Source organism: Actinoplanes sp. NPDC048988 (assembly GCF_043197815.1).
Lineage (GTDB): Bacteria > Actinomycetota > Actinomycetes > Mycobacteriales > Micromonosporaceae > Actinoplanes.
Genome location: NZ_JBICTW010000014.1, coordinates 153,311 through 175,953 on the forward strand (window position 1 = coordinate 153,311; position 22,643 = coordinate 175,953).

At 70.3% G+C, this 22,643-nt stretch carries 20 protein-coding genes and 1 pseudogene; 7 read left to right on the plus strand and 14 right to left on the minus strand.

Annotated elements, in window-relative coordinates:
- Nucleotides 1–50: 50 nt before the first annotated feature.
- The 6 genes from ACGFJ7_RS34065 to ACGFJ7_RS34090 all read right to left on the minus strand — a co-directional run bounded on the left by ACGFJ7_RS34065 (nucleotide 51) and on the right by ACGFJ7_RS34090 (nucleotide 7,388).
- A complete protein-coding gene (locus tag ACGFJ7_RS34065) occupies nucleotides 51–1,337 on the minus strand; it encodes a hypothetical protein (protein WP_392645874.1) in 1,287 nt (428 codons plus the stop codon).
- 74 nt (nucleotides 1,338–1,411) lie between these two features.
- On the minus strand, nucleotides 1,412–3,673 hold the full coding sequence (locus ACGFJ7_RS34070) for a hypothetical protein (protein ID WP_392645876.1): 2,262 nt from the start codon (nucleotides 3,671–3,673) through the stop codon (nucleotides 1,412–1,414).
- A 401-nt stretch (nucleotides 3,674–4,074) separates the two neighbouring features.
- A complete protein-coding gene (locus ACGFJ7_RS34075) occupies nucleotides 4,075–5,352 on the minus strand; it encodes an ABC transporter permease (RefSeq protein ID WP_360257544.1) in 1,278 nt (425 codons plus the stop codon).
- A complete protein-coding gene (locus ACGFJ7_RS34080) occupies nucleotides 5,349–6,029 on the minus strand; it encodes an ABC transporter ATP-binding protein (RefSeq protein WP_392645878.1) in 681 nt (226 codons plus the stop codon). The genes ACGFJ7_RS34075 and ACGFJ7_RS34080 overlap by 4 nt, the downstream gene beginning before the upstream one ends.
- Nucleotides 6,026–7,015, minus strand: a complete 990-nt coding sequence (locus tag ACGFJ7_RS34085; protein ID WP_360257539.1) for an efflux RND transporter periplasmic adaptor subunit — start codon at nucleotides 7,013–7,015, stop codon at nucleotides 6,026–6,028. The genes ACGFJ7_RS34080 and ACGFJ7_RS34085 overlap by 4 nt, the downstream gene beginning before the upstream one ends.
- 127 nt (nucleotides 7,016–7,142) lie before the next feature.
- Nucleotides 7,143–7,388 (minus strand): hypothetical protein, encoded by a 246-nt coding sequence (locus ACGFJ7_RS34090; protein WP_392645880.1) that lies wholly within the window; start codon nucleotides 7,386–7,388, stop codon nucleotides 7,143–7,145.
- A gap of 191 nt (nucleotides 7,389–7,579) precedes the next feature.
- On the opposite strand from ACGFJ7_RS34090, the gene ACGFJ7_RS34095 reads away from it, so the two are divergent.
- Complete coding sequence (locus tag ACGFJ7_RS34095) at nucleotides 7,580–8,374, plus strand: alpha/beta fold hydrolase (protein WP_392645882.1); 795 nt, start codon at nucleotides 7,580–7,582, stop codon at nucleotides 8,372–8,374.
- Here the strand turns inward: ACGFJ7_RS34095 and ACGFJ7_RS34100 are convergent.
- Nucleotides 8,346–8,936, minus strand: a complete 591-nt coding sequence (locus ACGFJ7_RS34100) for a TetR family transcriptional regulator (RefSeq protein WP_360257535.1) — start codon at nucleotides 8,934–8,936, stop codon at nucleotides 8,346–8,348. The genes ACGFJ7_RS34095 and ACGFJ7_RS34100 overlap by 29 nt on opposite strands.
- Before the next feature lie 208 nt (nucleotides 8,937–9,144).
- Between ACGFJ7_RS34100 and ACGFJ7_RS34105 the strand changes: the two genes are divergently transcribed.
- Together ACGFJ7_RS34105 and ACGFJ7_RS34110 are read left to right on the plus strand one after the other, a co-directional pair.
- Nucleotides 9,145–10,737 carry a methyl-accepting chemotaxis protein gene (locus tag ACGFJ7_RS34105; protein ID WP_360257533.1) on the plus strand — a complete coding sequence of 531 codons (1,593 nt, stop codon included), beginning with the start codon at nucleotides 9,145–9,147 and terminating at the stop codon, nucleotides 10,735–10,737.
- Nucleotides 10,738–10,773: 36 nt separating this feature from the next.
- Complete coding sequence (locus tag ACGFJ7_RS34110; RefSeq protein WP_392645885.1) at nucleotides 10,774–12,636, plus strand: diguanylate cyclase domain-containing protein; 1,863 nt, start codon at nucleotides 10,774–10,776, stop codon at nucleotides 12,634–12,636.
- Between the two features lie 15 nt (nucleotides 12,637–12,651).
- Here the strand turns inward: ACGFJ7_RS34110 and ACGFJ7_RS34115 are convergent, their stop codons facing one another.
- Nucleotides 12,652–14,127 (minus strand): ATP-binding protein, encoded by a 1,476-nt coding sequence (locus ACGFJ7_RS34115; protein ID WP_392645887.1) that lies wholly within the window; start codon nucleotides 14,125–14,127, stop codon nucleotides 12,652–12,654.
- A gap of 151 nt (nucleotides 14,128–14,278) precedes the next feature.
- On the opposite strand from ACGFJ7_RS34115, the gene ACGFJ7_RS34120 reads away from it, so the two are divergent.
- Nucleotides 14,279–14,659, plus strand: coding sequence for an HPF/RaiA family ribosome-associated protein (locus ACGFJ7_RS34120; RefSeq protein ID WP_360257526.1), 381 nt, complete (start codon nucleotides 14,279–14,281; stop codon nucleotides 14,657–14,659).
- 1 nt (nucleotide 14,660) lies between these two features.
- Here the strand turns inward: ACGFJ7_RS34120 and ACGFJ7_RS34125 are convergent, their stop codons facing one another.
- From ACGFJ7_RS34125 to ACGFJ7_RS34135, 3 genes and pseudogenes are all read right to left on the minus strand, one after another.
- Nucleotides 14,661–15,530 (minus strand): aldo/keto reductase, encoded by an 870-nt coding sequence (locus ACGFJ7_RS34125; RefSeq protein ID WP_392645889.1) that lies wholly within the window; start codon nucleotides 15,528–15,530, stop codon nucleotides 14,661–14,663.
- Nucleotides 15,527–15,907: a hypothetical protein gene (locus ACGFJ7_RS34130; protein WP_392646018.1), complete on the minus strand. Its 381-nt coding sequence runs from the start codon at nucleotides 15,905–15,907 to the stop codon at nucleotides 15,527–15,529. Before ACGFJ7_RS34130 ends, ACGFJ7_RS34125 begins: the two co-directional genes overlap by 4 nt.
- 155 nt (nucleotides 15,908–16,062) lie before the next feature.
- Nucleotides 16,063–16,578 (minus strand): annotated as a pseudogene (locus tag ACGFJ7_RS34135) (FAD-dependent oxidoreductase); the annotation flags it as partial.
- Between the two features lie 61 nt (nucleotides 16,579–16,639).
- Here ACGFJ7_RS34135 and ACGFJ7_RS34140 point away from each other — a divergent pair.
- The gene (locus ACGFJ7_RS34140; protein ID WP_360257522.1) at nucleotides 16,640–17,239 is read left to right on the plus strand and encodes a hypothetical protein; all 600 of its coding nucleotides are present in this window, start codon (nucleotides 16,640–16,642) and stop codon (nucleotides 17,237–17,239) included.
- Here ACGFJ7_RS34140 and ACGFJ7_RS34145 read toward each other — a convergent pair.
- Both ACGFJ7_RS34145 and ACGFJ7_RS34150 read right to left on the minus strand, forming a co-directional pair.
- Nucleotides 17,203–17,652 carry a hypothetical protein gene (locus tag ACGFJ7_RS34145; protein WP_360257519.1) on the minus strand — a complete coding sequence of 150 codons (450 nt, stop codon included), beginning with the start codon at nucleotides 17,650–17,652 and terminating at the stop codon, nucleotides 17,203–17,205. The genes ACGFJ7_RS34140 and ACGFJ7_RS34145 overlap by 37 nt on opposite strands.
- Entirely contained in the window at nucleotides 17,649–18,053 is a 405-nt protein-coding gene (locus ACGFJ7_RS34150; protein WP_392645891.1) for a hypothetical protein, read from the minus strand. Before ACGFJ7_RS34150 ends, ACGFJ7_RS34145 begins: the two co-directional genes overlap by 4 nt.
- Before the next feature lie 111 nt (nucleotides 18,054–18,164).
- Between ACGFJ7_RS34150 and ACGFJ7_RS34155 the strand changes: the two genes are divergently transcribed.
- Nucleotides 18,165–19,139 (plus strand): Ig-like domain-containing protein, encoded by a 975-nt coding sequence (locus ACGFJ7_RS34155; protein WP_392645893.1) that lies wholly within the window; start codon nucleotides 18,165–18,167, stop codon nucleotides 19,137–19,139.
- A 102-nt stretch (nucleotides 19,140–19,241) separates the two neighbouring features.
- Nucleotides 19,242–21,539, plus strand: coding sequence for a hypothetical protein (locus ACGFJ7_RS34160; protein WP_392645895.1), 2,298 nt, complete (start codon nucleotides 19,242–19,244; stop codon nucleotides 21,537–21,539).
- Between the two features lie 57 nt (nucleotides 21,540–21,596).
- On the opposite strand, the gene ACGFJ7_RS34165 is transcribed toward ACGFJ7_RS34160, so the two are convergent.
- Nucleotides 21,597–22,565 (minus strand): polysaccharide lyase family 1 protein, encoded by a 969-nt coding sequence (locus ACGFJ7_RS34165; protein ID WP_392645897.1) that lies wholly within the window; start codon nucleotides 22,563–22,565, stop codon nucleotides 21,597–21,599.
- Nucleotides 22,566–22,643: the final 78 nt, after the last annotated feature.

The window sequence follows — 22,643 nt, forward strand, 5'->3', positions numbered from 1 at the left end:
ACGCTCGCACTACAGATGCGCGGGCACCGCATCCGGTTGACAAGTCGGCCCTACAACTTCAAACGGTCGGCGCACCCCTGCGCTCCGGCGAGGTCCGAATGCTCACCCTTGGCCGGCTGGATCACCTGGGCGCCCGCGTTCCGCCAGGTCCGCACCGATTGGACGGGCACGACCGGGTCGTCAGCCAGCATCGACACACAGGTCGCGACCTTCGAGTTCAGGCCGGGTGTCCACCGCTGGCGGGCCGCCGGCGTCAGCGCCGTGCAGGGACCGTGCCATTCGGTCAGGAAAGTGCCGAGCGGGTCCGCCGGCGGCGTGGCCGGCCAGCCCGGATAGCTGGGGCAAACCTCGGCCCAGTACGCCAGGACCGCGGGTGAGATCTGGTCCGTGCCGTACCGGCTCCACACCCCGTCGGCGAGCCGGCCGACGAGCTTGCGGTTGGCTTCCTTCGCCGGCGTGGACAGCGCTGTAAAGAAGGCACGCATGACGGCGGTGTCCCGGTAGCTCAGCGCCAACGTCGCAGCCGCCACGTCGCCCCCGGCGAGCGGCACCGATCGGCCGGGCACCGCGGGCTGGGCGGCGGACAGGGCCTTGCTCGCCTGCTCGATCAGGCGGGTTCCGGCCTGGCGGCCCGGACACTGCGGGCAGTTGCTCTCGACCGATCGCCACAGCGCGCTCACCCGGCCGGAGAGATATTCAGGGGCGGACAGGTCCAGCGGCGCGGGATTGACGAGGATCGCCCACTTCGGCGCGAGGTCTCGCAGGTAGGTGAGACGGCGCCCGCCGAACGAGAGCCCGAGATAGCCGTCAAGGCGGAGACCCTCGGTGGCGAGGATGACCTTCACCGCCTCGGCGAAGGTCTCCGGCGTCCACCCCCAGGGCTGGTCGTGGTCGTACAACTTGCATGAGGTGCTGACGGTCTCCCCAGTCGTGGCCAGGACGTGCACCGAGTGGAAGAGGGACGAGACGGCAGCTTTGCACTCGGGCGGGTAGGCGGCCGTGACCCACGGCTCCTCGATCAGCAGGAGTGGCGACGCCTGAAGCTGCTTCGGCAGCTGCTGACGCAGGGCGTCACCCGGCCAGTGCATGCCGAACAGGGAGATACCTGGTCCGCCGAGGTCGGCGACGACCGCACCGGTGGTCTGCGGGCCGGCCGCCGTTGGGCGCAGAATGGCGTACCGGACCTGCCGTCCCGATGCGAGAGTGACGCTCCGGCATTCGGGGGAACGCACGCCCGCGCATGTGCCGGCCGTCGCCGAAGGCGGATCGGCAGCGTTGTCCTCCGGTTTGCTGGTCGTGCCGGAACGGCAACCGGCCAGCGCGGAAAGCACCACCATGACAACGAGCGCCGCGATGGCGGAACGGCGCCGCGGGAAGAAATTCCCCGCGGCACCGCCCACTGGAGCCGATCTCACCAACCCGAGTCCTGACGCGCCACACCGTCGCAGTTCGCGTAGGTGCCCGTGCAGAACTTCGCGTAGCTGTAGTCCGCGAGCTGCGGGTTCTTACCCTTGAAGGTGCTGTAGGCGAAGCCCATGTCGACGCCGTGGGTCCGGCCACCGAAGGTCGCGCCCTGGTCGTAGATGACCCGCATGGACGTGTTGCCCGGGTCCGGGTTGATCTCGTCACAGTCCTGAATCGGGATCTTGCCGCCGAAGCTCAGGATGCTGATCTCGATCGTGTGGTCGGTGCAGTTCTTGACACCCGCCTTGGGCCAATAGGCGACCAGAGCCCCGAAGCCCGCGCCCTGAGAACCGCTCCACGTCTTCGACCGCAGGTCGATGCGGGTGGGCTTCGGATCGAGGCAGAGCCTGCAGTCCTTGCCTACCGCGGTTCCCCACCGGCCGTAGTAGTAATAGTCGCGCGTCGAGGTTGAGGTCTTGAGCTTGTACTTCTCGTAACAGCTGGTGAGCTTGTTGCCTTTGGCCGCGGTGGTGGTGCAGTTTCCCTTGAGGAACGTGCCGCCCTTCGGCGACGCCAGTCCACTCAGGCCGAGCCCCGAGGCCACCCGATCGTCGGCGATGACAACCTCGTCGCCCTTGTTCGAGATGTCCTCGTCACTGGGGTCGGCGGTACCGATGACTTCGAAGCCCTGAGCGACAACGTCGTTCGAGCCGGTGGTGGCCGCGGTGGTGACCTTCACGCTGGTCAGGTCCACGCCGTCTTCCCAGACCGTCGCGACTCCGTTGACCACGGAAGCGTTCGTCTCCGCGGCGTCCACCAGCTTGCCCGACTGAGCCTGTTCGGCCACGAACGCGTCGGCGGCGGCGTCCCGCTCGGTGGCCGTCGCCGGGTCGTTCGTCGCTGCCTTCAGCACGGCGTTCGGCAGGGTCACCACCGACTCCGTGACGGGCGCGGGCTTGCTGTAGTTCACCTCGACGTAGGGGACCTTCGACGAGTCCCTGTAGTTGTGCGACCAGAACTGCTTGTACTGGCTGTAGTCCGTCTCGTCGGACGCGCGCAGACCCATGGTCGGCGTGCTGACGTTGTTCGCGACAGCGCGCCGGAAGAAGCTCGTGGCGTCGGCCGACACCCAGCCGTCGTGGCAGGTCGTCTCCGTCGACGTGGCTTCCTTGTGGAGCCACGCCGGTTGGTTGTCCCAGGACGTCTTGTCCGTGATGGGAGCGGTGCTCCACATCTCCCAGGGTTTGGGGTCACACGACGTCGAGTACGGGTTGGCGAAGTGTGCCGTGGCCGAATCGATCTGCATACCCTGCAACGAGGTCGCCCACCAGGTGACGAACGACCGCGCGCTGCCCGTGGCGTCCCAACTTCCCACGAACAACGAGTCCGCGTCGGGCCAGCCGGTGGGGTAGCCCTTGACCACCGTGGTGCTGGCCACCGTGGTGGACCAGTCGTAGTACGGGTCGATGGTCACGGGATACACGGTGTCCGGACTCGCCAGCCACTTCGTATCGGGCTTGAGCTTGAGCGTCACCGGGGCGTCGGTGGCGGTGCCGACGACGTCGGTGGTGACCGGCCGGCGCTTGGGGGGTCCGCCCCGGGTAGCCGAGCGAGCGTCCCACATCATCGGTGTCGGGAGCTTGCCCTGCTGTCGTCCCTTAGCGCCCTTGACCTGCATCCGGCCATGCTGGTCCGCGCTGATCGAGGCGACGCCGGCCCCGCGCATGGGGAGGGAGATCTCGTTGACGTACTTCGCCGCGGCGGCCGACTTCACCACCGTGAACTGTTCGAAACCGGTCGCGGTGGCCTGTACGACGAGGTCGATACCAGGGCGAACATCGGCATAGGTGGCCTTGTCGCCATCCAGCCGCGGCTGCGGCAGCGCCCCCGGCCAGCCAACAGTGATGCGGTCCGCGTTGGCGCCCAGGGACGCAAGGTCCGTGGTGGCACTCGCACGGGCGCCGGAGATCCGCAGGTGGTGGGGATGCGCGGCCGGGGCCACGGAGCCGTCGGCTTGCCGCTGCAACGTCAGATCGACCGGTACCCACGACCCGTTCCGGCGGAATCGGACGGTGCCCGCGGAGATCACTCCGGTGACCTTGCCGTCGGGCGTGGCGAAGTATTCTGACGTTTCGGTGGTGGCGTCGGTGATCTTGACCCGTGCACCCGCCTTCTTCGCGGCGGTCATCGCCGAGGCCACGTCGGCCTGTTCCAGAGCGGGCGCCGGTGCCTCCGCACGCGCGGGTACCGAGGCCGCCGCGACTGCCATCGTGAGGACCGTACTCGCGGCCACCGATTTGAAAACCTGACTCCGAGCGAGGCGTTTCGCCTCATCCGGTTGAATTCTGATCATGTATCCCTGTCTCGATCTGATCCGTGCCGGTCGATTCCGGACAACGCACGCACCCGGCCGCAGGTCCCCCAAGCTGTGAGTTCCCTGAGTGCGTGTCGATCGCGGACGGTACAGCACAAGATCATCAAGGTCTAATCGAAAAAATAATCGGACAGGAAGGCATTTACATGCGAATTCGGTTCTTCAGAGATCGGTTCGGATGTTGAGATCGATAAGCTCTATCCGGGCGGAAATTCAATCACCCCGGAACAAAAATGCCGCACAATCCTGTGCGGCATCCTGTTCGTCTTGACTCATCGAGCTCGATACGAAGGTGGTCAGGCGCGCATGACCGTGGCGATCGGGATGCCGGCCGCGCGTAGAGCGGGGATGAAACCGCCGAGGATGCCGGCCACGAGGCCCGCGAGGATGCCGGCCACACCGGCCTGCCACGGGAACTGGACGTTGTCGAGGATGGGGTGGGAGTTGCCGGCCAGCATCACCACCGCCTTCAGGGCCAGCGCGCTCGCCCCGATCGCCGCGGCCGCCGTGAGCAGGCCGGTCAGTAGGGTTTCGGCCAGGACGATGCCGGCCAGCAGGGAGCGTGGGGTGCCGACGGCGCGGCGCAGCGCGAACTCCTCGACCCGTTCGCCGACCGTGGCCAGGCCGACGTTCAGGATGCCGGCCACGCCGATCAGCAGCACCAGGCCGGCCATCGAGAAGAACAGCAGCCGCATCAGGCGCAGCTGGTCCTCCTGTTCCTTGCGGTTGTTCACGTCGGTCACGTACATCTCCAAGCCCGCCGCCTTCAGCTTGGCCCGCAGCACCTGCTCGACCGGGGAGCCCGGCTTGAGCATCACGTTGATCTCGCCGCCCACGTTCGGGTCGACCAGCTTGCCGGGTGGCAGCCAGGTGGCCAGTTCGTCCGAGCGTACGTAGGCCCGGGGTTCGCCGCTGCCGTCGTCGACCACGCCGATGAACCGGGGCGTCAGGTTGGCGCTGGCGCCGCGCACCCGCATCTCGGCCGGCACCTGATAGCGCGTGAAGCCCTTGGCCGCCTCCTTGTTGAGCACCAGCCGGGGCGCCATCGACGGCACCGTGGTGAAGTCCAGCCAGGTGCCCGACACCGTGCGGAACGGGCGGAACTGCCGGATGTCGCCGGTCAGCGCGGTCAGCCGTAGCTCCACCGCGGCACCCTTCGGGCCGGTCGGCCCCTCGCAGTGCCCGTCCGCGAAGCAGACCTGCGAGCCGCCCCAGTCCTGGTCGATGGGCGAGCCGCCCTCGTTGACCGGGCGTACCCCGGGCTCGCCGATGATGCCCTGCATGCCGATCGACGCGACAGCGCTGGAACTGCCCTTCACCGAGGCGAGCACGGCGTCGGCCGCCTTCTGCTCCGTCGGCATGCCGATCATGCGGGTGCCGTCGTAGCCGAACGTCAGTTCCAGGTCGGCCAGCAGGGCCCGCTCGGCGATGCTGGCGCCGGCCTGCACGACCACGACGGCCAGCACGCCCAGGAACAGGCTCACCATCGACAGCAGGGTGCGCAGCTTGCGGGCCCGGATGCCCTGCACGCCGATGATCAGAGAGGACCGGAACCGGCCCGAGAGCCGCCTCATGCGCGCACCCGTTCGCTCAGAACCCCGTCGACGAGGTCGTGGATGCGTCCCATCCGGTTCGCGTGGTCACGGTCGTGGGTCACCAGGATCAGCGCGCATCCCCGTTCGGTGGCGCCGAGCAGCGCGTCGATGACGAGCGTGCCCGTCTCGGTGTCGAGCGCGCCGGTCGGCTCGTCGGCGAGCAGGACCTGAGGATCGCGTACGAGGGCACGCGCGATCGCCACGCGCTGCTGCTCGCCGCCGGACATCTTGGCCGGCCGGTTCTTGGCCAGATGCGCGATGCCGACCTGGTCGAGGGCTTCCATCACCCGGACCCGGCGTTCCCGGCGGGGCAGCCAGCCCTGGCCGTTGACCAGCGCCATCGCCACGTTCTGGGCGGCCGTCAGATGCTTGAGCAGGAAGAAGCGCTGGAACACGAAACCGAAGTGCGAGCTGCGCAGTGTGGCCGCCCGGCGCTCCGGCACCCGGCTGATGTCCTGCCCGGCCAGCACGTAGCGGCCCTGGTCGGGCCGGTCGAACAGGCCGATGACGCTGAGCAGCGTGCTCTTGCCCGAGCCGGACCGCCCGACGATGGCCACGCTCTGCCCGGCGCCCACCGACAGATCGACACCGTCGAGGATGGTACGGGGCTCGGACTGCCCCTTGAGGACCTTCGTGATCCCGGTCAGCTCGATCACTTCGGGCCCTCGGCCGGCGCCGGCAGGTCGGGGCCGGGCACGGCGATCTCCTCGTCACCGCGCAGACCCGACTTGATCTGCACGACCTTGCCGTCGGACAGGCCCAGCACCACGTCGACGGTCTTGCGGGTGCGGTCCGGGGTGAGCACGTCGACCTTGCCGCGGCCCTGCGTGCCGGCCACCGCCTCGACCGGCAGCACCATGGCGTTGCCGGCCCGGTCGGTGACGACCGACAGGGTGACGTCGGCGCCGTTGATCAGCTTGACGCCGGCCGGCGGCGCGCAGACCAGTTGCATGCCGGTCGGCTCGGAGCCCTCGGGCGTGCTGCCCTCCTCGGGCCCGGCGGTGGGGAACTGGCGGACGGGCTCACCGGACGGGCCGGCGGACGGCGCCGTGGTGGTGGGCGCGGGCGGCTCCGGAATCGTGCCGGCCGGCAACGCGGCGATGGTGCCCAGCGCCGTACAGGGGAAGGGTCCTGGTCCGTTCTTGATCTGACCCGTGACGGTCTTGGCGGCGCCGGAGATGCGGTAGGCCGACGCGCTGTCGATGTCGGCCACGATGCCGTAGCCGCCGTGCCGGGCCGAGATGATCGGCATGCCCGCGCTGACCTCGGCCCGGTCGTCCATGAGCCGGCCGGCCAGCATCGACCCCTCCGGGATGTTGATCCGCCGGGGCGTGCCGTCGTCCCACACGGTGGCCACCCACAGCGGCTGCGCGGCCGGCGTCTTGTTCGGCTTGCGCTGCACGTAGCGGATCTCCCCGCCGGTCGGCGCGACGATGCCGAACAGCGGGTTGACGGCCACCTTGCCGTTCAGGCTGATCTGGTTGGACAGGTTCTGCCGCGACGGTTTCACAGTGGTCAGCACCGTGCCCCGGTCCTCGAGCCCCGGCGTCGGCGCGGCCTCCTGTTTCGCCGAGCACCCCGACAGCGCGGCCGCGACCGTGACCACCGCCGCCCCGCCCAGCGCAAGCCCCCGTCTGTCCACTCCACGTCCCCTTTTCCGCCCCGGCCGGGCACATTCCCGCCCAGCGCGGCGAACCTTACCGGGATCACGCAACCCGGTATCGCATCGGCCACGGTAAGTGTCCACAGAAGATCCTGAACGTGGCGCTTCACGCCAGGACCGCCGCCCACCACGGAAACGTGACCTTCACCGTCGACGTCGGAACGACGACCAGAGACGAGACCCGATGAACGATGTCCTCGACCCGCCGGACGAACCACGCCGATCCCCGCCCCGATCCGCCGCCGGTCGATGTGGCGGCGTTCAGCGCCTTCCACCGCGACGAGATCCGGCCGCTCGCCGACTTCCCGCTCTGGATGGGCGCGGGCCCGGCCGACGCCGCCCCGGAAACCATGATCGGCGCCTTCCGGAGCTGGCCGTCGATCCGGCATCCCCGAGGCGGTACGACGAGTCGGGGACTTGCCCGCCGCACGCTCGCTCAAGGTCTCGGCCGGGCGGGGGAGACGGAACGAACCTCGACGAACTGCGCACTCCTACCGGCAACGAGCTCGACGGCGTGCTCACACCCCGGTCTACGATCTTCGGATGTACGTGGAACGCCGTGGCCGGGGAACGCCGGTCCTGCTGCTGCACGGGTTCGGGGTCGACCACCGGATCCTGCTGCCCCTCGAGGCGGTCTTCGAAGGGGCCGCGGGGGAGCCGGGCTGGGAGCGGATCTATCCGGATCTGCCGGGCTTCGGCCGTACGCCGGGACGCGACGACGTGCGTGGCAGCGACGACGTGGTCGGCGAGCTGGTGCGGTTCATCGGCGCCGAGTTCGGCGACCGGCCGTTCGCGCTGGTCGGCAACTCGTGGGGCGGCATGCTGGCCCGGGCGGTCGCCGCCCGCATGCCGGCGCGGGTGCTCGGGCTGTGCCTGCTGTGCCCGGCGATCGTGGCGGAGCGCGGCGCCCGGGATCTGCCCCCTCGTACCGTACTCAAGCAAGCTCCTGAATTGACCTCGTCCCTGCCGGCCACCGAGCGGGAGCTCTATCAGGCGGAGGCGGTCGTCGAGTCGCCGGCGGACTGGGAGCGGTTCCGCGAGTTCGTGCTGCCCGGCCTCCTCGCGGTGGACGAGGCGGCGGCCCGGCGGATCGAGGCGGATTACGGCGTCCGGCTCGAACCGGGAAGCGGCCGGTACGACGGTCCCACGCTGTTGCTGACCGGGCGCCAGGACGACATCGTCGGCTACCGGGACACCTGGCGAGTGCTGGAGGACTATCCGCGGGCGACGTTCGCCGTGCTGGACGCGGCCGGGCACAACGCGCCCCTGGAACGCCCGGACGTGGTGAACCCGCTGGTCGCCGACTGGCTCAGGAGGATTCGCGCAGAAGCGCGTTGATCATGTCGGTCAGTGGCGCGGTCAGTTCCCGCTCGCCGGCCGAGGTCAGCGGCTCCACGCGCAGCGACGAGCGCAGCACCACGATGCCCAGCGAGGTGGCCAGCACCAGCTGCGCGCGCAGCAGGCCGTCGTCGGCGGACGGGCAGCAGGCCGCGGCCAGCCGCTCGCTGATGGCCTGGATGACGCCGCGGCGCATCTGTTCGGCCCGTTCGTCGCCCGAGGTGCGCAGCAGCAGGAGCATCGACTCGGTCATGCCCTGATCGTCGCGGGACGTGGTGATGCGCCGGGCGATGTCGGCCGCCACGTCGTCGAGGGCGATCGCGCCCGAGTCGCGGCGCAGCTCGTTGACCGCGCTGGACAGACACGCCTCGAACAGGCCCTCTTTCGACGTGAAGTAGCGGCTGATCAGCGCCACGTTGACGCCCGCCTCGTCGGCGATGTCGCGGACCGTGGTCGCCGAGTAGCCGTCGCGGGCGAAGCGCTTTTTCGCGACGTCGAGCAGCAGCTGCCGGGTCCGGGTCGCGTCCCGGCGCTTCGGCGGTGCTGGCTCGGGCGCTTCCACGCCGGAAGCCTATCCGTCAGCGAGCGGAAGCGTCCCGTGAGGGCTCCTCGCCGGCCAGCCGCGACTCCAGCCGCGTGCTGGCCGTCGCGTCCATCGTGGACATCGGTGCCAGGCCGGGGTGCCGTCACCGCGGCCCCGACGGCGGCGGTACATGCCCTATGTTTCACGTTTAGTGACGGTTCGCCGGGAATACCGCTATTTTTTGTCCATGGCAAGCGCGGTGCTGGCGGACCTGAGCGTCAAGACGAAGATTCTGGGCGCCGTGTGCGTGGCGATCGTGCTCGCCGTCGTGGTGGGCGTCGGCAGCCTGGTCGGGCTCAGCAACACCAGCGCCTCGGCCGAGCAGATCTACACCAGCAACGTCTCCGGCGTGAACTGGGTCGGCGAGATCCGCAGCGAGCTGGCCCAGTCCCGGCTGGACGTCACCAACCACATGCTGTCCGACACCGCCGCGCAGAAGCAGCAGTACAGCGACGCCTTCGACAAGGACTACGAGGCGCTGACCGACGCGCTCGCGGCCTACCTGTCCAGCGGCCCGGCCGTGCCCGCGGACGAACTGACCGAGCTCGGCGAGGACTTCGACTCCTACCACACCATGGTCGTCGACAAGCTGCTCCCGGCCGGGCTGAAGAACGACCTCGACGCGTGGCAGAACGCCCGCGACGGCGAGGTCATCCCGCTGATGAAGGAGGTCTCGGGCGACCTCGACCGGATGCGCTCGGCCGAGAACGCGGACGCCAAGACCAACGCCGAGGGAGCCCGCTCCGAGTACGGCGCCAGCCGGGCCGTCACCATCTCGCTGCTGGTCGCCGGTTCGGTCCTCGCGCTGGCCATGGGCTGGTTCGTGGCCCGCCAGATCGTGCGCTCGATGGCCAAGGTCAAGCACGTCTGCGACGGCCTGGCCGAGGGCGACCTCACCCGCACGGCCGGGCTGAGCTCGAACGACGAGCCCGGCCAGATGGGCCGCTCGCTGGACGTGGCCATGGCCCGGCTGCGAGAGACCGTCAAGACCATCGACTCCTCGGCGGCCGCGCTGGGCAGCGCCTCGGACCGGATGTCGCAGGCCAGCGGCGATATCGCCCGGTCCGCCGACGAGTCGTCGGCGCAGGCCGAGACGGTGTCGGCCGCGGCCGAGCAGATCTCCCGCAGCGTCGACGCGGTCAGCGCCGGCAGCGACGAGATGGGCGCCGCCATCCGGGAGATCTCGCAGAACGCGGCCGAGGCGGCCCAGGTCGCCACCGAGGCGGTCGGGCTGGCCGCCAGCACCTCGCAGACCATGACCAAGCTCGGCGAGTCGTCGGCCGAGATCGGCGACGTGATCAAGGTGATCACCTCGATCGCCGAGCAGACCAACCTGCTCGCGCTCAACGCGACGATCGAGGCGGCCCGGGCCGGCGAGGCCGGAAAGGGCTTCGCCGTGGTGGCCTCCGAGGTCAAGGATCTGGCCCAGGAGACCGGCCGGGCCACCGAGAACATCTCGGCCCGGGTCGAGACGATCCAGGCCGACACCGGGGGAGCGGTCACCGCGATCGAGGAGATCAGCCGGGTCATCGCCCGGATCAGCGACTTCCAGACCACCATCGCCTCGGCCGTGGAGGAACAGACGGCCACCACGGCCGAGATGAACCGCAGCGTCACCGAGGCGGCCTCCGGCACCGGCCAGATCGCCGACAACATCACCGGCGTGGCCGACGCCGCCCGGCGCACCACCGAGGGCATCACCCGGTCCCGGGAGGCGACCGCCGAACTGGCCACCATGTCGACCGACCTGAGCGCCCTGGTGTCCCGGTTCCGCTATTAAGGTCAGATTGCCCGGTCCCCGGCCGACCTTGTAGTTGTGACGCGGTCGCTGGACGCCGGCAGCACGAAGTGGGTGCTGGGGTCCCTGGCCGCCTTCTTCACCCTGCTGGCCGTCGTCGACGTGGTCATCTTCGACGGCGTCCAACAGGTCGTGCTGGCCGGGTTCGCCGGGAGCAGCGCCGCCGTCCTCGCCATCGGCGCGGCCCTTGTGCGGCGGCCCCGGCCGGGACGCCGGGCGGCCGTACTGAGCCTGTTCTGCTTCATCCCGGTCCTCAACGGGCTGGCCCCGCTGTTCGTCACCGGTGAGCTGCACCAGACCAGCATGCTGATGCTGATCATGGTGGGGCTGGGCGTGGCCGTGACCTCGACCGGCGTCGCGGTCGCGGCCGCCGCGACCGCCGTCGGGGGCTGGATCGTCGCGGTGCTGCTGCGAGACGACCCGCACACCGACGAGCTGACGTTCTACGCCATCCAGTTCGGCCTCGCGCTGGCCATGGGCACGCTGCTTCGGGCGAGCCTCGTCCGCCGGACCCGGCAGATCCGCGCCATGCGCGACGAACTGGTCACCGCGGCCGAGCGCTTCCGCGGCATCTTCGAGGCGTCGCCGGCCGGCATCGGCCTGTGCGGGCCGGACGGCCGGTTCATCACGGTCAACCCGGCCCTGTGCCGGCTGCTCGCCCGGGACCAGGACGAGGTGGTCGGGGCCGGCGTCTTCGCGTACGCCCATCCGGACGACCGCTTCGACGGCGAGGAGATCGCCCGCCGGATCGCGGCCGCCGCCGACGGCGTGGCCCGCATGGAGGTTCGCTTCTGCCGGCCGGACGACGACACCCGCTGGGTGTGGATCACGCTCACCCGCACCGACGCCGAACTGACCCTCGTGCAGATGCAGGACGTCACCGCGCGCTATCAGGCCGAGCGGGCCACCCGCGACTCGGAGCGGTTGCTGACGGCCGTGGCCGGAGTCGCCCGGCGCATCCGCACCGGGGAGGACGCGCGCGCCAACATCGTCGACGCGGTCCGCGAGCTCGCCAGTTCCGACGGCGTGATGCTGATGGAGCCGGCCACCGGCAGCGAGGAGCTGGTCGTCACCGCGTCGTCGCGCGCGCACCTGGTCGGCACCCGCGTCTCGCTGGCCCTGACCTCGATGACGGCCGAGGTGTACCGCACCGGCGAGCCGGTATTCCGGGCCGACCCGGCGGCCGACCCGATCGTCTCCCCGGCGCTGCTCGAGCTCACCAGGGCCCGCTCGCTGCTGTGGCAGCCGGTCATCGCCGACGGCTCGGTCATCGCCGTGCTGTGCGTGTCGTGGGCCCACCGCCTGCACGACGTGGGCGACCGCCGGGCCCGGGCCGTGGCCCTGCTGGCCGACGAGACGGCGCTGGCCCTCGAACACGAGCAGCTGCTGCGCCACCTGGAACGGATGGCCTACACCGACACGCTGACCGGGCTGGCCAACCGCCGCGCCTGGCAGGCCCAGCTGCCCCGGCTCGTCGCCCAGGCCCGGCGCACCGGCGCGCCGCTGACCGTGGCGATCGCCGACCTCGACCACTTCAAACGCTACAACGACACGTACGGGCATCCGGCCGGCGACGACCTGCTGCAGCGCACGGCGGCCGCCTTCACCGAGGCGCTGCGCGACAGCGACCTGATCGCCCGGTGGGGCGGCGAGGAGTTCGCGATGGCCCTGCCCGACTGCCCGGCGCCGGACGCGGCCCAGGTGCTCGACCGGGTCCGCGCGGCGACACCGGGCGCCGAGACGTGCTCGATCGGGTACGCCACGTGGGACCGCCGGGAGACGGTCGAGCAGCTGCTGTCCCGGGCCGACGACGCGCTGTATCAGGCGAAAGAGGGCGGGCGTGACGCCGTACGGGAAGCAGGTGTCATTTTGTCAGCGTGAACCCTTGCAACGGACTCACTTCATGAGGCTGAACACGATGCGGGCACCTTCGGTGAACTCCGTGTCCAGCCAGATCTGGCCGCCGTGGTGCTCGATGATCTTCTTGCAGATGGCCAGGCCGATGCCGGTGCCGGAGTAGACGTCGCGCGGATGCAGCCGCTGGAAGATGACGAAGATCTTGTCGGCGAACTCGGCCTCGATACCGATGCCGTTGTCCTGCACGGCGAGCGTGTACTTCTCGGCGTCCTCGTCCACGGTGATGACCACCCGTGGTGGCACGTCCGGGCGGCGGAACTTGATGGCGTTGCCGAGCAGGTTCTGCCACAGCTGCGTCATCAGGGTGGCGTCCCCCGGCACGGTCGGCAGCTTCGGCCGTACGATCTCGGTCCCGGTCTCCTCGATCGTCAGGGCCAGCGTGTCCTCGACCCGGCCCACGATCACGTTCAGATCCACCGGCTCCCGCTCGTCGTACATCCGCCCGATCCGGGAGAACGCCAGCAGGTCGTTGATCAGCTGCTGCATGCGGGTGGCGCCGTCGACGGCGAACCCGATGTACTGCTGCGCCCGGTCGTCGAGCTGACCGGCGTAGCGGCGTTGCAGCATCTGGCAGAACGACGCCACCTTGCGCAGCGGCTCCTGAAGGTCGTGCGAGGCCACGTAGGCGAACTGCTCCAGGTCGGCGTTCGAACGGTGCAGCTCGGCCGCCTGCTGCTGGCTGGCGGCGAGACTGTCGGCCAGTTTGCCGCGCATGGCCTCGACGTCCTTGGCCAGCCGGGCCACGTCGGACGGGCCCCGCGGGGTGACTCGATGGTCGAAGGCGCCGCCGGCGACCTTCCGCACCGAGGCGCTGAGCTCGTTCAGCGGCCGCAGCACCACCACCCGCAGCAGCACGGCGATCGAGGCGATCAGCGCCAGCAGGGCGACGACCAGGCCTCCGAAGGCGGTGTTGCGCAGACGGCGGCTGTCCTGAAGGTCCGCACGGCCCTGCTGCCGCAGCCCGACCAGCCGCTGATCCAGATCGGCCAGCGGGGCCCGGACGGCGTCGAACGCGGTCTTGCTCGCCGTGACCAGGGCCAGATCGTCGCGGCGGGCCCGCACCAGGGGCTCGGCCGCCGTCTCGCGCCACGAGGCCATCCGCTGCTCGACCAGATCCAGATCGGCCAGCGCCTCGTCCTGCCCGTCCAGCAGGTCGCGCAGCTGCCCGACCAGGCGGGTCTCGTCGGCCCGGCCCTGCTCGTACGGATCGAGGAACTGCTGCTCGCCGCTGAGCACGAAACCGCGCACCCCGGTCTCCTGCCCGACGACGGCGGCCGTCAGCTCGGCCACCGCGGTGCGGGCCGGCGCGATCCGGTCATTGAGCCGGTCGGAGACCTCGGTCGTCCGGGACAGGAGCTCCGCACCCACCACGGTGGCCACGGCGATGAGCGCCACCATGGCGATGAGGACGGACGCGAACCAGCGCTGACTGGTCCACCGGGCATGCGTGATCACCCAAGCAAGGTACGCGAGTCCGTTCGTACACCCGTCCCTGGCACTTTCGCCCGGGGAGTTCGTACGGCTAGTTGGCGTTTCGGGCGTTTCAAGCGGCCGCCGTCCGGGGAAGGATCTTCACGGAAGGCAGAGTCTCAACGAGGGAGTTGTGATGACAGCGGTGAACAATCCCGCCACCGTGGGCGAGTGCCTACGCGTCGGTGCCGGTTTCTCGCAGGGCGACCGCAACTGGATCGCCGAGCAGTTCGTCACGCTCGACAGCCGCCTGGCCGGTTTCCACGCCGACTCCACCGAGCTGGAGGTCATGGTCAAGGACCGCGACGCGCCGGGACAGAAGGTCACCCTGGAGTGCTGGATCGCCGGCCGCCAGAAGATCGTCACCACCTCCACGGAGGAGGATCTGAACGCCGCCCTGCACGACGTCCGCGACGACCTGCGCCGCAAGCTGGACGACGCCAAGACCCGACAGGAGCCCCGCAACAACCGCCACCTGCGCGAGCACCCCACGCTGCCGGCGGAACTGGTGGAGTAGGTCACCACCAGTAGTTGTCCTGGGGCGTGTAGCCGCGCTCCAGGACGGTGACCTCCTCGGCGGTGAGCTCCAGGTCGAGCGCCGCCACGGCGTCGGCCAGATGACGCGGCTTGGTGGCGCCGACGATCGGGCAGGACACCGCCGGCTTGCCGAGCAGCCAGGCGAGAGCGACCTGGGCCATCGGCACGCCGCGACCCTCCGCCACCCGCTGGACCGCGTCGACCACCGGCTGGTCGACGTCCCGGTCGAACGCCTTCGCGACCTCGTCGGAAGCGGATCGCGGCGTCTGCTCGCCGTACGGCCGGGCGGCCCGGCCCTTGGCCAGCGGCGAGTACGGGGTGAGACCGACACCCTGGTCCAGACAGAACGGGATCATGTCCCGCTCCTCCTCGCGCTTCAGGACGTTGTACTGGTCCTGCATGGCCGAAAACCCGGTCCAGCCGTGCATCGCGGCGGTGTGCTGCAGCTTGGCGAACTGCCAGGCCCACATCGAGGACGCCCCCAGGTAGCGGACCTTGCCCACCCGGACCAGATCGTCGAGGGTTTGCAGGGTCTCCTCGACCGGCGTCTCCGGGTCGAACCGGTGAAGGTAGTAGACGTCGAGGTAGTCGGTGCCCAGCACGATGTCCTCACGGCGGGAGAACCGGGTGATCGCGCGCCCGACGAACTCCTCCGAGGTGCCACCCTGGTAGACGTTGGCGGTGTCCCAGAAGGTGACGCCGAGCTCGACGGCCTGCCGGAAGAACCCGGCCGCGGCGTCCTCGTCCAGCGTCCACCGGTGCAGCCCGGTGCCGGCGTCGCCGTAGCTCATGCAGCCGAGCCCGATGCGGCTCACCCGCAAGCCCGTACGGCCGAGTCTCGTGTATTTCACGCGGTTCCTTCCGCCGTGGGGCCGGCGTTGGCGGGAGTGGAGCCGTCGAGGCAGGCCCGGGCCAGCATCTCGCCCAGCAGAGGCGCGAACTTCATCAGGTTCTCACCGTACGTGGCGAGCACGCGCCCGTTTCGGGCGAACTGAAGCCCGTCGCCGAGGGCCGGGTCGTGCGTGCAGTAGACCTGGGCGACCGGGCGCGGCTCGACAAACGGCAGATGCCGGGTGACGTACGCGGTGAGCGCGTCCAGCGAAGCCCGCTCGGCGGCGGGCCGCCCGCCGTCCCAGGCGACCAGGGCCGGGTCGATGTCGGCGCCGACCGCCCAGGTGCCGGGAGCGGCCAGATGCTGGTAGGTGTCGCCGGTGATCCAGCAGTGCATCGGCTCGGGCGCACCCGGGCGGATCGGGAAGCTGACCCGCAGGTGATGCTCCAGGGCGGCCGGGAGGTCGAGGCCGGCGCCGGAGGCGAGCGCGGACCGGAGGCGAGCGCGGAGGAGCCGGCGCCGGCGCAGATCAGGGCGGCGTCGAAGGTGTCGGCCCGGTCGCCGGAGACAACCCGTACACCAGCCGTCACTTCTTCGACGGCGTCGACGTGAGCCGTCCGCAGGCGGTCGCCGGCGGCCTCGACGAGAAAGCGGCGGATGCGGTCCACCCGGATCACCCCGCCGGCCGGGTCGATCAGCGCGGCATCGGCTCTCCCCGGCAGCCGGAGCAGCGGCGACTCTCCGTCGACAACGTCGTGGTCGGCTCCGGCCGCGGCCATCGCGTCGGCCCACACGCGCATCTGGCCGCCGCTGACCACGGTGCCGACGTCGTCGATGAGGTCGGTGCCGGCCCGCACGCCCCACTCGGCGAACAGGGCGCGGGACCGAGCGGCCAGCGCGACCATGTCCGGGTAGGCGTGGGCGAGCCGGAAGATCCGGGTATCACCGGCGGAACGCTCACCCATCGGCGCACCGGCCTCGTGACACCACACGTCGACGCCCCGCCGGAGCAGCGCCTCCGTGACCGACAGCCCGACCACACCCCCACCGACGACCGCGACCCTCATGCCGGCGACGCTATCAGCGCCCGGTTTGAGGTGGCGCTCGTAGCCATCCAGGATGGAGGGTATGGCGAGCCCGAACTTTGACTATGTGCAGGGCAACGTTTTCTACAATGCTTCGCCCGAACCGGGGCATCATGTGGGGGAAGACTTCGTCGCTCTGGCGTCCGGTGCCGAGGATGCCACCCCCGCCGAATCGACCGAGTGGATGCTGCGCGTCGTAGTGGACCTGGGCGAGCGGCCCTCGGTACTCGCGGTCGCGGACTATCTCCGGGCGCTTCAACAGTTGTTTGACCATGGTCTGAACATCGAATACAGGCGGAGGCCCGGCCGGTATGTGGCTGACGAACGACGTCGCCTGCTGGCCGTTGCGCACATGCGATTGTCCAGCCCTCTCGAACTCATCCTGACGAACACCGTCAACGCCGCTCCGATCGCCGGGTACGTTGCCGCCGGGTGGGTTCTGGTCGAGCGCACCCTGAAAATGGTGATGGACTGGCAGAACCATCGGCAGACCCTCGCCGAGCGGCAGATGGCGGTGATCCAGCGAGGGCTGGAGCCGGCGGGAGAGACACTCGTTCGAACGGCTCCGCTCCGGGTCGTCGAGCGGGTGGCCGAGCCGTCCGATCGTCAACTGCCGTCTGGGGAAGCGGGCTCGGCCGAATAGGACCGTTCGAACCGGCCGGCGCTGTTCACTCGCCAGATCGTCTGGGTGCTGGTGGGGTGTTCGAGCCGGTGGCGTACGTGAGCCACGTCGTCCAGGCGATCCGAGGTCCGCGCCCGGAAGAAGACGAAACCGTCCTCCGGCTCGGGGGCGAGCCCGAGGGTGGTGAGCGCTTCCACGGCCGCGTCGTGGGTTTCCGCGGTGGGTACGACGTAGGCCCGTCCGCCGTCGTTCTGGCAGCAACTCCGGGTTTCCGAGACCGTCCACAGGGCGGCCAGGACTCCGGCGATGCCGTGGTCGACGCACGCCTCCCGGCCGTGTGCGCGGAGGTGAACCTGGCGGTGCCTGACGGCGACCAGTCCGCCGTTCGCCGTCCGGCACTTCGGGCACAGCGGATGTGGCCCGATCACATTCACCCTCTGACGACCCTCCGCCGTACCGCGCCGAAGCAGGCGCCCAGGACCAGGTAGAGGGCGCCGAACGAGGCCGCGGCCGTCTGCTTCGGTGGGGACAGGTAGTGCAGGGTGGCCGCGCCGATCAGCAGGACCGCGTAGCCGATCAGGACCGCCGCGAGCGCGGTGTCCGTGCCCGACCAGCGGTTGCCGCCGTCCGGGCGGCGGCGCCGGGCCTGGTCGGTCACCTCGATGATCAGCGCGCCGGTGATCAGCATCATCAGCGTGAACGCGACCGCCGTACCCAGTGAGTCTCCCGGGTCGTCGAAGACGGCCGGGCCGAAGCCGGCCGCCAGAAAGCCGAGCAGGGCGGTACGGGCCACTCGACCGTCCCGGACCGGCGTCTCATTCGCTGATACGGCCATCCTCCGATCGTGCCATCGAAGGGCAACGGGAACCGTCGTGATGCCGCAACGTCGTCCGGGCTTGGCCGTACGGGCAGTGCGATGGGGCCTCTGAGCAGGCACGATCGGGAGGTGAAGATCATTTGTATTGCGGTGGCCGCCGTTCTCAGCGTCCCGTCCGCGGCGTCGGCAGCCTCCGCTGACCGGACCGCGCCGTCGGTCACGGTCACCGCCCCGGTCGCCGGGGCGCTGGTGAAGGCGGCCTTCACTTCGTCGGTCACCGCCACCGACAAGTCGGGGATCTCCGCCGCCGAACTGTGGACCGGCGGGAGACGCGTTGCCCGGCTCACGAAGGCGCCGTTCAAGGCGGCCGTGAACGCGGCCGGAAAGAACGGCGCGGTCAAGCTCGAGTGGCGGGTCTGGGACAAGAGGAACAATCGCCGGGTCGTCACCCGTACCGTCATCGTCGACTCGACCGCTCCGGTGCTGACGGTGACCGCCCCGGCGCCGGGCTCGTACATCGGGGCCAACACGACAGTGACCGCGAAACCGTCGGACGCGCGGGGGATCGCCCGGGTCGAGTTCCTGATCGCCGGCAAGGTCGTCGGCACCGACTCGGTCGCCCCGTACGCGTACACGCTCACCCCGGCGAAGATTCCCGCCAGCTCGGCGTCGGCGCCGTCGCTCACCCGGACCTTCTCCGTTCGCGCCGTCGACCAGGCCGGTAACACCCGCACCACCGGGTACACCTATCAGCAGTTGCCGTCGTACGTGGCGCCGGCCTCGGTGTCGGCGTGGAAGCTGGTCTCCTGCAAGAAGGAGGGCGGCCTGATGGCCGGCACGTACTCGTACACGATCACCGGCGGCCGGTATTCGGAGCTGCTCCCGGCGTTCGGGCACCTGCGCCGCGACTACGGCTGGAACGGCGCCCCCGCCACGAACGCCGGCCAGACGACGATCCGGTGGCCGGCTCTCGAGGGCGACGGCTACAGCGAGGTGAGGGCCTCGCTGCGGGTCTGGGCGCCCGGCCGTGACCTGGGCACGCCGACCTACGACGTCAGTCTGGGCGACTACACCCTCGACGCGACCACCTGCGCGATCCGCTGATCCGGCCGTGTGACCCGGCTCTCCGCAGCTGCGTCGAGGACGGCTCAGCTTCTCCGCTCGCCGGCCGACGGATGCGGTTGGTCTAGGGGAAGGTAGCCGTGAATGGGGAAGTTCGGACCTGGCGGGCGCATGGTCGCCGCGGCTACGTCTGTCGCGCTGGTTCTGGGCACCGCGGCCTGCCGCGGCGATGACGATGCCGCGGCCGGCCCGGAGGGCGGCGCGGTCGAAGCCGAGTGGTCGCGGCTGTCATTGCCGGACAGCACCAAGCAGGCCGGGGAGAGGGTGGCCTTCTCGGCGCTGCTGCCGGCCGCCGGCAAGCTGCCGGCGATGGCCGTGGGCGTCGCCGCCGAGCCGGGTCAGGCCGACCGGGCCGAGGTGTGGACCGAGGACGGTTCTTTCCGGTCCGATCCGACGGAGCTGCCGCTGCCCGCCGGCCGCGACGCCACCGTGACGTTCGCCGTCTCGGACGGGTCCGCCACCTGGGTCGGCGGCACGCTGTGGCAGGCGGGCCGGCCGCGGGAGCCGTTCGTGGCCCAGTCCGAGGACCGCCGCGCCTGGCGGTTGCTCTCGCTGCCGCAGGCGGCGGCCGACGCCGCTTTCGCGCCGAACACCGCGGCCGCGGTGCCGGGCGTGGGGCTGGTCCTTCTCGGCGTCGACAAGGACGTGAACCCGACTGCCGTGCTGGCCGGGGCGCAGGCCCGGGTGGTGTCGCTACGGGAGGCGCTTCCGGCCGGCCTCGAGTTCCATGACTTCGCGGGGGCGGCGGTCCGCGGCCGTACGATCGTGGCGCTGGGCCGCGCCGCCGTGCCCGGCCGCAGCGACGGCGGTGTCGTCTACCGTTCCACCGACGCCGGCGCGTCGTGGACGGCCGCTTCCGGCCCGGTCGCGGGCTCGCTGGTGACCTCGGGCGTCGCCGCCACCTCGAGCCGCTTCGTCGCCACCGGCGGCCAGTGGCACGGCGACCGGCTGGCCGCGGCCGCCTGGTCGTCGAGCGACGGGCTGAGCTGGACACCCGAAACCGTGCCTTCGCTGGGGAAGTACGCCCCGGCGGCCGCCAACGACATCTCGCTCGGCGCGCCGAGCGAGACCGGCGGCCGGCTCGCCGTACCCATCGGGGTCACATCGATGCTGTGGACCGCTGTGCTGGAGCGCAGTGCCGCCGGCAAGTGGCGGATCGCCGGATACACCGACGCCTGGATCGCTCCGGGCGAGGACGGTCTCGCCGCCCTTCAGCCGGACGGCTCGATGCTGCTCGCGCAGTCCAGCCTGAACAAGGCCCGGATCGGCCGGCTCGGCACCTCGGGCGACTGGTCGGACCTCAAGCGGGCCGGGGTTCAGGACGCCGGGCTGACCATGTCGCGCTTCGCCTCCCGCGCCGGCGTGTCCACGCTGCTCGGATACACCACCGAAGTGCAGGTGGACGACTACGCGTGGGCCCAGTTCACCAGTGCGTCGCAGTATCAGATCGGCTCGGACGGCACGGCCGCCGATGCCGCCTGGCAGCCGGCCGCGAGCCAGCAACTTGGCTCGCCGCTGATGCGGAACAACCCCGCCGGTGGGGAGATCGTGGCCGGGCACCTCCTTCGGAAGAACGCGAAAGGCCTGCCGATCGGCGCGAACGTCGCCGGCTGGTTCCGTAGTGGGCCCAAGGCCTCGTGGCAGCCGCTGCGCGGCTTCGCGACCTCGCGCACGGAGCAGCTCACCGACCTCGTGTGGGCCGGGAAGTCGTGGGTCGCCGTCGGCTACAGCCGGCCGACGTTCTCGGCGGCGGACGTCGAGACCACTGCCGTGTGGACGTCCGCCGACGGCGTGACGTGGCGCAAGGAGACGGGGCCGTTCGGCCCGCCGGGCGGGGGCAACACGGGTGCGGCCGACGTGTGCCCGCTTCCCGGCGGCGACGTGCTGGTCGTGGGTGAGTCGCAGACGGGGGCGGACGAGCGGCCCGCGGCGTGGCGCCGGCACGGGGCCAGCTGGGCGCGGGTGGACGCCGGCGCCTTCGGGGGAGCCGACGCCGGTGCGCTGACCTCGTGCCTGACCGAGGGCGGCACCACTCTGATCCAGGGTACGGACGGTGGACGCGACGCGATGTGGCGTACCACCGACGGCGCGACGTTCGCGATGGCCCCGCTCGGCGAGCGAGGCGACACCTTCGAGCCCGTCCGGGCCGTCACCGGCGGCTGGGCGGCGGCCGGGACCCGGATGTCGGCGGGTCACCGCGACGCGGTGGTGTGGTTGTCGAAGGATGGCCGTGCCTGGCAAGCCGTGGCCGTTCCGGCCGGCCGGCCGTTGCGGGGCGCCGATGTGACCGTCGACGGCACACGGCTGCTCCTGGCCACGAACTCGACCACTTCGCCGGAGGTTTGGGAACTGGCCAATCCGCAGGCGTTCCTCACCTCATAGGTGACCGGGGCGAGCCCGTCGGGAATGAGGAACGGGCTCGCCCCCGTACGGGAATGGTCAGATCTTGCCGGTGCCGGCACCCGCGGTGACGGTGGCCTTGACGGTGTTGTTGGCCTCCGGCGTGTAGGAGTAGGGGATCGCGGCGACGCCGGCGCCGTTGCGGACCTGTTCGGTGCCGGAATTCACCTTGTAGTTGTTGAGGACCTTCAGGTTGCCGGCGGCGGAATCGCCGGTCTGGGTGACCGTCGGGCTCTTGACGTTCTCGAAGTAGTTGCGTTCGACGAAGACACCGGCGTTCTCGGTGGAGGCGACGCCGTACGAGCCGATGTTGCTGTAGTAGTTGTTCAGCACGTGGACGGGGTTGCCGAAACGCACGCGCGGGTGGCGCTGATTGGTGCCGTCGAACCAGTTGTGCACATAGGTCACGCGCAGATGGCCGATGTCCTGCGAGCCGTTGTCGTCGCTGTGGCCGAGCAGCATGGACTTGTCGTGGTCGTGCAGGCGGTTCCAGGAAACGGTGATGAAGTCGGAGCCGCGTTTGATGTCGATGAGGCCGTCGTAACCGTTCGCCAGATCGTTGTGGTCGATCCAGACGTTCGTGGTGTTGGTCTGCACGTTGATCGAGTCGTCGCTCGCGTTGCGGAAGACCAGGTTCCGCAGGATGATGTTGCGGACGCCGGACAGGTTGAGGCCGCCGCCGGTGATTCCGGAGCCCGAGCCGACGCCGATGACGGTTTTGTTCGAGGCCACGGTGTACATCCCGGAAATCGCGATGAGGCCGGAGACGCGGACCGTTTGCGACGTGCTCGAGCTGAGCGCCGATTTGAGGGCGGAAGCGCTTGTCACGGTGACGACCGTGCTCGACGAGCCGCCGGTGGTGCCGCCGTTGAGGCTGGCGAAACCGACCGGGCTGTTCTCGGCGGCGGACGCCTCGAGTTGGCTGGCGACCGTGACGCCGCCGACCGCCAGAACACTGGCGGACATCGCCGCGAGGACGGTGCGGCGACGAAGGTGAGGAGCGGACATGGGGGAATCCTTCCGGTTCTCAGGGGGCGATAGGTAAGCGCTTACCTGGGCCGACCATAGGGACAGGCATTTAAGAAT